Genomic DNA, 8,545 nt, shown 5'->3' with positions numbered 1-8,545 from the left:
GTGTCGGTCGCGCCTCGTGACCTCTGGCGCGCGCCTGATCGCGACGGCCTGCAGTGGCCGCGTAGCTCTCCGCTCAAGGGCGCCAGCGCAGAAACCAAGGCAGAGCTGAAAGCCCTGAACGCGACCTGGAGAGATCACGCCCCCACCGGCAGCATCCGTGCCAACCGTGTTCACCAAGCCCTCGGCTTCAGCAGCCATCTGGAATTCCTGTTCGAAGGGCTGACGCTCTTCGTCTATGGCGGATTCCTCTACGCCAGCACCCGCAAGGCCATGCCCGGCATGACCGAGATCCTGGGCAGCGAGTACGAGGCTGCCGAGCGCGCCTTGCTCCAGGGCGGTGACGCATGAGCGTCACCACCTACGAGCAGTTCGCCCGCGCACAGTCCGTGCGCAGCCAGGCCATCAGCAAGGGCTGGAACCACCACGAGTGCGTCGGCCAGCTGGTCCGCGCTGGCTATTCCAAGGCCGTCCAGAACGAACTGGCCGAGCGCGCGCGCCGACAGCGCGAAGCACGGTCCCCAGCACCGGGAGGCGACGCAGCATGATCGTCGTCACCTTCTTCCTCGGCTTCCTTGCCGGCGCCACCCTGGCCTCCGTCGTCGCCACCACCTGGCTTGGCCGCTGCCAAACCGAACACTTCGCCCGGATGCTCGAACAGATCCGCTCGCTAGACCCGCGCGCATGACCGCAGCCGTCGCCGAGGGACCGACCGTGGCCGCCACCGTGCGCGCCATGCGCCGCGCTGGCGCCGCTGTTGAGCCGGTGCCGGCGGAGACGGTGCGCGGTTGGGCGGCCACCCTCATGGACCAGCTGTACGGCCTCCAGAAGCCGGTGCGCTACGAATGCCGCCCCCGCTACTCGTCGGAACCGTGGATCGCCGCGAACGAAGGCGACGTGATCAACGCGCGGCGGCGTGACCTGGTGGTGCGTGCRCTCTACCTGCACCCGAAGGCAGACCAGCCGGCCAAGGCCCACCGGTTCCGCGACGGCGTATGCCAAGACTGCCACGAGAAAGACTGGCTGGCCGGGCCCGACTGCTGCCCACCGGCGCCAACGTTGGACAGGCGCGCCGCCCTCCCCTTCGACCCCTTCTGGTTCCGCGAACCCCTCCAGGCACTGCAGCAGATCGCCACGTCGAAGGTCATCAACCACTACGACGCCCGCCGCTGGCAGACCGAAACCACCTACCTGCTCGAACGACTCGACCAGTACCTCAAGGACACCCAGGCATGAGCAACGAACAGCACGCCTCCACCACCGCCGCCGATATCGATTCCCTCGCGCTCGACGTCGCCCGCCGGTTCACTGAGGAATGGGATCCGCAGCGTCGCGCGAGTCTGCAAGTAGCCATCATCCAGGCCATCCGCACCGCGCTCGCGCAGTGCATTGACCTGGGCTCCGGCGTCCGCGCGATCGCCGATGAGCGCCAGCGGCAGGTTGACGCCGAAGGCTACAGCGCCGAAAACGACGCGGACTACAAGGCCGGCGAACTGGCGAACGCGGCGTTGGCCTATGTCCAGGTGGCGGCGATGGACTTGGCCGCCGGCGGGCGCTCTCACGTGGCGACGCGGTCGCCGCCGGCGTGCTGGCCATGGCACCGCCTGTGGTGGAAGCCGAGGGACGCGCGCCGTGACTTGGTGCGCGCTGGGGCTCTGATAGCTGCGCAGCTTGATTTGCTCGACCGTCCGCGCGATCCAGCGCCGGGGGTGTCCCATGGCTGACCCACTGCCCGCCACCGCGTTGTTCTCAAATGACCAGCGAGCCATCACCCCTAATGCCAGTCACGTGTCGAAGCAGCTGCGCAGCAAAGTCCATTGCTTCGCGGTCCCCCATCTGACGGCTGGGCACTGGCGCCATCAAGTGCCGGTGTACTACGTCGTCTCCCTGGATCACTTCCACGTATGCATCGAAGTACTCGGTGCCATCCGAACGGCGCTGATAGCGCGGCCGAAGCACGTGACCGGTCTCGTTGGTATCGCGGTGCAGCGTCGTAGCAATCTGCGAACGGGCGCTGCGAATGCCAGCTGCGCGCGCATCGTCCAGCGTGCCTGGAACTCCAAGCCCGTGCCCAAACGTGACGGTCACTCCGTTAGGCCGTTTAACTTCCACCACATGCACGGACCAACCGTTGGCGGCCTTCGTCACGCTCACTTTTGCAAAGAGCCCGTCCTGATGAACGAGAAAAACCTCGGAATGATCGAGTTGGCTATGCGACATGGCTTCCGTCCTCTAGGGCTGGGCCGAGCTTACCACTGCGGAGAGAGCCCCAATGGCTGATATCGAACAGCAGGCCGTCCTGAACCCCTACTACGACGGGCCCATCTGGAAGGCTTTTGGGCTCGGCCGCGCAGCTTACCTGGTGGTGCCGCGCCGCACGTTGCAGTCCATGCCGCTCGACTGGCAGGAGAGGTTCGTTGCGCTGATGGATGAGGCTCAAGAGCAGCTTCCCGCCGAGGCCTTCCCCGAATACTCCGTGCAGCGCAAGGAGGGCGGTCGGTTCGTGGCCGATCCGCTACGGGACTACCGCCACACCGGGCCCATAGCCCCGAATCCGCCCGTCACTCTGGCCACCGTCAAGCCGCCGCGCAACATGCGCATCAAGGTCCCGGCTGTTGCTGAGATTCGGGAGGACCGGTGATGGCAGGTCCAATGCACGATGAGATCGTGGCAGCAGCCGTCCGGTGGCTTCGACGCAACGGGTGCGCCGCGATCCTTTGCGACCCATTCAAGGCCGGTCCCCGTGAACAGCCCGATGCCATCGGCTGGCGTGATGGGATATCGCTGGTCGTGGAGGTGAAGGCCAGTCGCTCCGACTTCCTTGCCGACGCCAAGAAGCCGCACCGCATCGATCCGGCAGACGCCGTCGGCGACTGGCGCTTCTATGCGGCACCGCCCGGGGTGATCAAAGTCGAGGACCTGCCGGCCGGCTGGGGATTGCTGGAGTGGGACGGGAGCTGCCTGAAGCCTTCGCATGGCGTGCCGCTTGGCAACTGCAACTGGCACGGCGCGCCCTTCCGCGACACGTCGAACAAGCGCGCCGAAACCCAGCTGTTGGTCTCCGCAATCCACCGGCCTGAGTTCGTGCCGCGCCGTGGCACAAGGCTGCGCCCAGGGATCCACTTCGAAGCTTGGGCGGCTCACCTCCTCGAGCCGGAGGTGGCCGGTGGCTGATCCCTTCACCCAGGCCAAGCACACGGCGCGCGTGCTGCTGCACGAGGCGCGCGCCCGGCGCGGCACGTCCTTCTCCCACGTGCTGCTGCGCTGGGCCGGCAATGCCCGCCGCCGGGCCGCTGCTGCCCTTCCTCAACCCACCGCGGTGGTCGAGCGCCGCTCGGCCCTCCCCGCCCAACTGGAGCTGTTCGCTTGAGCCAGACCAAACTCCAATCGTTCCTCGAGGCCAACGTCAGCACGGCAATCGGCTTCGGGATCTCCTGGGCGGTGACGCCGTTCGTGATGGCCGCGTTCGGCTACTCCGTCGGCGCGGGCACAGCGCTGGGCATCACTGTGGTCTACACCGTGATCTCGATCGTGCGCGGCTACCTGGTGCGGCGCTTCTTCAACCGGTTGGCGGTGCGCCGATGATCCACGTCGGCGACTGCCGCGAGGTCTTGCCCATGCTCCCGGCCGCGATTGCGGATTGCTGCATCACCGATCCGCCCTATGGCGACACGTCTTTGGAATGGGATGCGATCTGCCCTGGGTGGATCGAACACGTGGCTCGGGCCCTCAAGCCAGCGGCCTCCATCTGGGTGTTCGGCTCCATGCGCTTCCTGGTGCCGGTGTTCGCGGAGATGGCGGCCCACGGGTTCCGGTACTCCCAAGACGTCGTGTGGGAGAAGCAGAACGGCACGGGCTTCCACAACGATCGGTTCCGGCGGGTCCATGAGCATGCGGTCATGTTCTATCGCGGCGCATGGGCGGACGTGCACCACGCGGCGCAGGTCACGAACGACGCGCGCGCCAGGGTCGTCCGTAAGAAGCAGAAGCCGGCTCAATGGCATGGCGCTACTGGATCCACCACCTACGTCTCGGAGGATGGCGGCCCACGCCTGATGCGTAGCGTGATTCAGGTGCGCAACGAACACGGCCGCGCCATCCACCCCACCCAGAAGCCGCTCGAGCTGCTCTTGCCCCTGATTCGCTACTCCTGCCCACCTGGCGGGACCGTGCTGGACCCTTTCGCGGGCAGCGCAAGCACCGGCGCCGCAGCCACGATCGAACACCGCAGCTTCGTCCTGATCGAGAAGGATCAGGCCATCGCCGCGTCGGCCCAGCAACGCCTGGACAACGAAGCCCCGCTGCTGCGAGGCGCCGCCGCATGAACATCGTCAACCTGGAGGCCACCCCATGACCCAGCGACACATCAGCCACCCCGAGGGGCTGCCGGCCTGCGCCGCCGGACACAGCGCGCGCCACATCCACGACCTGCGCGGCCTCGCCGCCGGCGGTGGCCACCTGGTCGAGTGCAAATGCCGGATGACCAGCAAGCATGCCGAGCCGGATGCCGCCCTGGCCGAATGGCGCCGCATCAACCGCCCCGCCCGCAGCGCGCGAAAGGTGCTGCCCGCGATCGCGGCCCCGGCGGCGGACAACGTTATCCAGATGCGCCTGCAGATGCCAGGCGAAGGGCGGGTGGCCAGTGGCTGACATGTTCCTATCGCGCGATGAGATCGTCACCCTGTGCCGCACGCCGCAGCGCGCGCGCCAGGCGGCGTTTCTCCGCAAGAACGGGATCAAGCACTATCTGGATGCTCACGACTGGCCTGTCGTGTTGCGCTCCAGCGTTGAAGGAACGAGCGCGAGCGCCAAGCAGGCGCTGACATGGACCCCGAGCAAGGTTGCGTAAATGGGAAGGAAACCGAACAAGCCGGGGGCCATCCCCCGGTTCCGCGCTCGCCGGCAGAAGTCCGGCGTGGTGCACTACTACTATGATCACGGCGGCAGGCCACGCAAGGAGACGCCTCTCGGGAGCGACTACGGCGTAGCCATCAAGAAGTGGGCGGAGTTCGAACATGCGAACACTATCCCGGCCGCCGCCGTCGTGACCTTCCGCCACGTCGCGCAGCGCTACCAGGCAGAGGTCGTGCCCACCAAGGCAGTGACCACCCAGCGCCTCAACAATCGCTGCATCACCGCACTGCTCAGCTTCTTCGATGCGCCACCTGCGCCATTCGAAGCAATCCGACCGATCAACATCAGACAGTACTTGGACTGGCGCCCATCGAAGGTCATCGCCAACCGGGAAGTATCCCTGTTCTCGCACATCTGGAACTGGGCACGCGGCAAAGGCGTCACGGACCTGCCGAACCCGTGTGAGGGCATTCGACGCAACAAGGAATCTGGCCGCGGCGTCTACGTGGAAGACGAGGTGTTCCAGGCGGTCTACCGGCATGCCGACGCCTCCCTGCGGGACGCCATGGATCTTGCCTACTTGACCGGCCAGCGCGTCGGCGACGTCTGGTCAATGGATATGCGGCAGGTCACACCCCGTGGCCTGGCTATCACGCAGGCGAAGTCCACGAACAAGGTGCTCATGGAGATCACGGGCGAACTGGGGACGCTGCTGGAACGGATCGCCAAGCGGAAGAGCGAGAAGCTTCCTGACGGCAAGTCGAAGCCGTACAGCACCCGCTTGATCGTAGACGACAGCGGGCTGGCACTGGGCCGGGCAGCGCTGCGCTACCGGTTTGACAAGGCGCGCGATGACGCCGGCATTGCAAAGGGGGAGTTTCAGTTCCGCGACCTGCGCGCGAAGGCAGGCACGGACAAGGCCGATTCGGCCAATGACATTCGCGAAGCGCAGGCCCAGCTGGGCCACTCATCGGTCACGACAACCGAGATCTACGTGCGAAAGAAGCGGGGTTCAAAGGCCACCCCTACACGCTGACCTTAACGGCAGCGAAGTGGTTGGCCAGGGCGTTACGGTGACGTCACGCAAGCGTGATCGACAGGGCCTACGGGTTGCGAGACCATCAAAGCCCACCAAATGAGGTCATTAGAATGCAGGGTAAACCCGACAGCAACACGATCACTGTCGACGGCGCAGTGGTTCGCGGACCCGCGTCGCTGCGAGCTCGGATCGAAGCTGCTCTAGATGCACTGTCTATGGCAGGACAACCAACATCTTCCAATCCCGGAATCAGCACGTACAGGGATTGCGACCCTACCCCGGACGGCTGGACGTTTCACGCCGAGACGGCCTCGGACGCAGCTCAGCTAAAGGATTGGATCGACACCCACGCCTGACCTCAATAGAGCAATTGCGGAGCGGACCAGATATTGCGGAGCGACCAGAATCCCCGAAAGTACTGGGGGATATGGAGCGGGTGAAGGGAATCGAACCCTCGTCAGTAGCTTGGGAAGCTACAGCTCTACCATTGAGCTACACCCGCGCGGTGCCGGACAAGTCTATGCGGCGGGACGGTAAAAAGGCAACGGGCGGCACTGGGCCGCCCGTTGTTTCTGCGTTTCGACCGCTCCGCGCAGCGCCCGGTCAGGAGCGCTGCGCGAAGTGGATCAGAAGCTGCCGCTGAAGCTGGCAAACAGCGTCGCGTCGCGGGCGCGCTTCTGCAGCGTGGTGGTGCTGATGCCCACGTTGCTGTTCAGGCCCCACATGCTGACGCGGGCGCCCAGTACGGCGGTGGCGTAGTTTTTGTCGAATTCCAGGCCCGGCACCTTGTACATGCCCACTTCCGGCATCGACTGCAGCCATGCGCTGGCCTCCTTGCTGTCCTCGAACTCGTGGTCGTAGGTCACCTGCACGTACGGCTTGACGCTGCCGCCGTCGAAGCGCGCCTGCCAGCCGATGCGGCCCACGGTGGAGTCGGCATCCTGGTCGGCGTAGCCCAGCGCGGTCGCGCTCGGGTTGCTCTCGGTGTACCCGTCCAGCTTGACCTTCTGCCAGATCACTGCGGCCACCGGACCGTGGCGGAAGCCGCCCTCGGTGCCGAACTMGTAGCCGGCGTTCAGGGCTGCGGTCAGGTTGCTGCCTTCCGGGGAGCCTTCGTGGATGCGGGTGGYCGGCCCCAGCTGGAGCTTGCGGGTCACGTCATAGTCCAGCCAGCTGTAGCTGAGCTGGGCGTTGACCCAGGCGCGCTCGCCGTACCAGCCGGCGAACAGGCCCAGCGAGGTGTCGGACTGGGTGAAATCGCCCTTGTTCTTGCCGAAGTCCGCATCCATGCGGCCGTAGCCGGCGAAGCCGCCGAGCACCATGCCGTCACGCGCCCAGTCCACGCCGAACAGGCCGGCCGGAGCCATGCCGTCGTACAGGTCGGCGTGGGCGTAGCGCTGCATGTCGCCACGCAGGTTGCCCCACCAGCTCAGGCCATCGGCCGGACGGCCGCCCAGGTGCCAGCTGACCTGGTCGGCGCGCGAACGACCCACGGTCTGCGCCGAGTGGGTCAGGATCTGCTGGTTGCGCGGCGCTTCCAGGATCGACAGGGTGTACTGGCCCAGCATTTCATGGGTGGCAGCGGTCGGATGCACGCCATCGGCGAACACGTAGGTGGTCGCGGCACTCGGGGTGACGTAGGCCAGCGGGCTGCAGGTCAGCGACGAGGCCGTGGTGCAGGCCGGGCTGGTGACGTTGACGAAGCCGTACTGGCCCGGGTTGGCCACGATTTCCTGCAGGACGTGGAAGGTGTCGACCGGAATCACCTGCAGGCCAGCCGCCTTCAGGCCGGCGAACAGGGCATCGTTGTAGGCCTTGGCCAGCGCGGTGCCGGCGGCCATGCCGGCCGCGCCGCCCGCGCGTGCGCCCGGGGTCAGGCCGACGTCGGGAATGGTCGGGACCACGACGTACTGGGCGCCGGCACCCTTCAAGGTAGCGACGATGCCGACCTGGTCGGTCACCGCGTTGGTCAGCGTGGACACCAGCGGCGCGCCGGCCTGGATGGCAAACAGATCGTTGGCGCCGCCGAACACGGTGTACAGCGCGTTCGCGTCAGCCTTGCCGCCGTTGGCAGCCAGGTACTGCGCAGTCTGGGTCTTGAGCGAGTACACCGGCACCGCCGGGGTGCCCGGGGCCAGGGTCAGACTGCTATCCACGCCCACGCGGGCGCCACCGATGGCGTAGTTGTCGCCGTTCTGGCCGTTGCCGTGCGCCGAGGCATTGGTGCCGTAGTAGTCGGCGACGAACTGCGCATACGTCCAGCCCGGGTTGGTGGTGGACTGGCCGGTGACCGGTCGCACTTCGGCCGGCAGCAGCGGGCGGAAGTAACCGGCATCGGTGAGGCTGTCGCCGATGAACACGGTCTTGGTATAGGGGGACTGCTGGGCCATGGCCGGCAGGGCGGCCATGGCGATGGCCACGGCCATCAGGGAACGCAGGGGGCGCTTGCTGAGCAGCATGTAAAACTCCTTGGGGTGGGGAACAGCCGACGTACGCCGGCGCACGGTGGCAATGGTTTCACTGCGCCCCGGGCAATTCACGCTGCGTCGCCGCATGAAATCGCCCCGGGCCTCTGGAAACCCCGCACGGCGGCCTCCGCCGCCCCGACAGCGGGCCGGCAAGGGTACGCACACCGGCCACAATTAGGGACAATGG

Annotated in this window: 15 protein-coding genes and 1 tRNA gene; 13 read left to right on the top strand and 3 right to left on the bottom strand. The window is 66.5% G+C overall.

The features are described from left to right. The 5 genes from ACXJKH_RS10055 to ACXJKH_RS10035 all read left to right on the top strand — a co-directional run. Positions 1 to 348: hypothetical protein (locus tag ACXJKH_RS10055; RefSeq protein WP_457319323.1), on the top strand; the 348-nt coding region annotated here is incomplete at its 5' end. Next, complete coding sequence (locus ACXJKH_RS10050) at positions 345 to 545, top strand: hypothetical protein (protein ID WP_457319322.1); 201 nt, start codon at positions 345 to 347, stop codon at positions 543 to 545. The genes ACXJKH_RS10055 and ACXJKH_RS10050, both read left to right, overlap by 4 nt. Next, positions 542 to 685: a hypothetical protein gene (locus ACXJKH_RS10045; RefSeq protein ID WP_457319321.1), complete on the top strand. Its 144-nt coding sequence runs from the start codon at positions 542 to 544 to the stop codon at positions 683 to 685. Before ACXJKH_RS10050 ends, ACXJKH_RS10045 begins: the two co-directional genes overlap by 4 nt. Beyond that, on the top strand, positions 682 to 1,233 hold the full coding sequence (locus ACXJKH_RS10040) for a hypothetical protein (protein ID WP_457319320.1): 552 nt from the start codon (positions 682 to 684) through the stop codon (positions 1,231 to 1,233). Before ACXJKH_RS10045 ends, ACXJKH_RS10040 begins: the two co-directional genes overlap by 4 nt. Then, positions 1,230 to 1,721 (top strand): hypothetical protein, encoded by a 492-nt coding sequence (locus tag ACXJKH_RS10035; RefSeq protein ID WP_457319319.1) that lies wholly within the window; start codon positions 1,230 to 1,232, stop codon positions 1,719 to 1,721. The genes ACXJKH_RS10040 and ACXJKH_RS10035 overlap by 4 nt, the downstream gene beginning before the upstream one ends. A gap of 25 nt (positions 1,722 to 1,746) precedes the next feature. On the opposite strand, the gene ACXJKH_RS10030 is transcribed toward ACXJKH_RS10035, so the two are convergent. Then, positions 1,747 to 2,217 carry a hypothetical protein gene (locus ACXJKH_RS10030; protein ID WP_457319318.1) on the bottom strand — a complete coding sequence of 157 codons (471 nt, stop codon included), beginning with the start codon at positions 2,215 to 2,217 and terminating at the stop codon, positions 1,747 to 1,749. Positions 2,218 to 2,269: 52 nt separating this feature from the next. On the opposite strand from ACXJKH_RS10030, the gene ACXJKH_RS10025 reads away from it, so the two are divergent. From ACXJKH_RS10025 to ACXJKH_RS09990, 8 genes are read left to right on the top strand one after another with little or no spacing between them, the layout of a single operon-like run. Then, entirely contained in the window at positions 2,270 to 2,638 is a 369-nt protein-coding gene (locus tag ACXJKH_RS10025) for a hypothetical protein (protein WP_457319317.1), read from the top strand. A gap of 11 nt (positions 2,639 to 2,649) precedes the next feature. Next, the gene (locus tag ACXJKH_RS10020) at positions 2,650 to 3,171 is read left to right on the top strand and encodes a hypothetical protein (RefSeq protein ID WP_457319316.1); all 522 of its coding nucleotides are present in this window, start codon (positions 2,650 to 2,652) and stop codon (positions 3,169 to 3,171) included. Continuing rightward, entirely contained in the window at positions 3,164 to 3,367 is a 204-nt protein-coding gene (locus ACXJKH_RS10015; protein WP_457319315.1) for a hypothetical protein, read from the top strand. The genes ACXJKH_RS10020 and ACXJKH_RS10015 overlap by 8 nt, the downstream gene beginning before the upstream one ends. After that, positions 3,364 to 3,582 (top strand): DUF7220 family protein, encoded by a 219-nt coding sequence (locus ACXJKH_RS10010; RefSeq protein WP_457319314.1) that lies wholly within the window; start codon positions 3,364 to 3,366, stop codon positions 3,580 to 3,582. The genes ACXJKH_RS10015 and ACXJKH_RS10010 overlap by 4 nt, the downstream gene beginning before the upstream one ends. Beyond that, positions 3,579 to 4,322, top strand: a complete 744-nt coding sequence (locus ACXJKH_RS10005; protein WP_457319313.1) for a DNA-methyltransferase — start codon at positions 3,579 to 3,581, stop codon at positions 4,320 to 4,322. Before ACXJKH_RS10010 ends, ACXJKH_RS10005 begins: the two co-directional genes overlap by 4 nt. A 25-nt stretch (positions 4,323 to 4,347) precedes the next feature. After that, positions 4,348 to 4,647 (top strand): hypothetical protein, encoded by a 300-nt coding sequence (locus ACXJKH_RS10000; RefSeq protein WP_457319312.1) that lies wholly within the window; start codon positions 4,348 to 4,350, stop codon positions 4,645 to 4,647. 1 nt (position 4,648) lies between these two features. Beyond that, positions 4,649 to 4,846, top strand: coding sequence for a DUF4224 domain-containing protein (locus ACXJKH_RS09995; RefSeq protein WP_346492260.1), 198 nt, complete (start codon positions 4,649 to 4,651; stop codon positions 4,844 to 4,846). Beyond that, positions 4,847 to 5,887, top strand: a complete 1,041-nt coding sequence (locus tag ACXJKH_RS09990; RefSeq protein WP_457319311.1) for a tyrosine-type recombinase/integrase — start codon at positions 4,847 to 4,849, stop codon at positions 5,885 to 5,887. A gap of 431 nt (positions 5,888 to 6,318) precedes the next feature. Here the strand turns inward: ACXJKH_RS09990 and ACXJKH_RS09985 are convergent. Next, a tRNA-Gly gene (locus ACXJKH_RS09985) sits at positions 6,319 to 6,392 on the bottom strand. Positions 6,393 to 6,516: 124 nt separating this feature from the next. Next, positions 6,517 to 8,316: an autotransporter outer membrane beta-barrel domain-containing protein gene (locus ACXJKH_RS09980; RefSeq protein WP_457319324.1), complete on the bottom strand. Its 1,800-nt coding sequence runs from the start codon at positions 8,314 to 8,316 to the stop codon at positions 6,517 to 6,519. Between the last annotated feature and the right edge of the window lie 229 nt (positions 8,317 to 8,545).

It is taken from the genome of Stenotrophomonas sp. P5_B8, assembly GCF_054049855.1.
The sequence above is the reverse complement of the archived record's forward strand: the minus strand, read 5'-3'. Positions and strand labels throughout refer to the sequence as shown.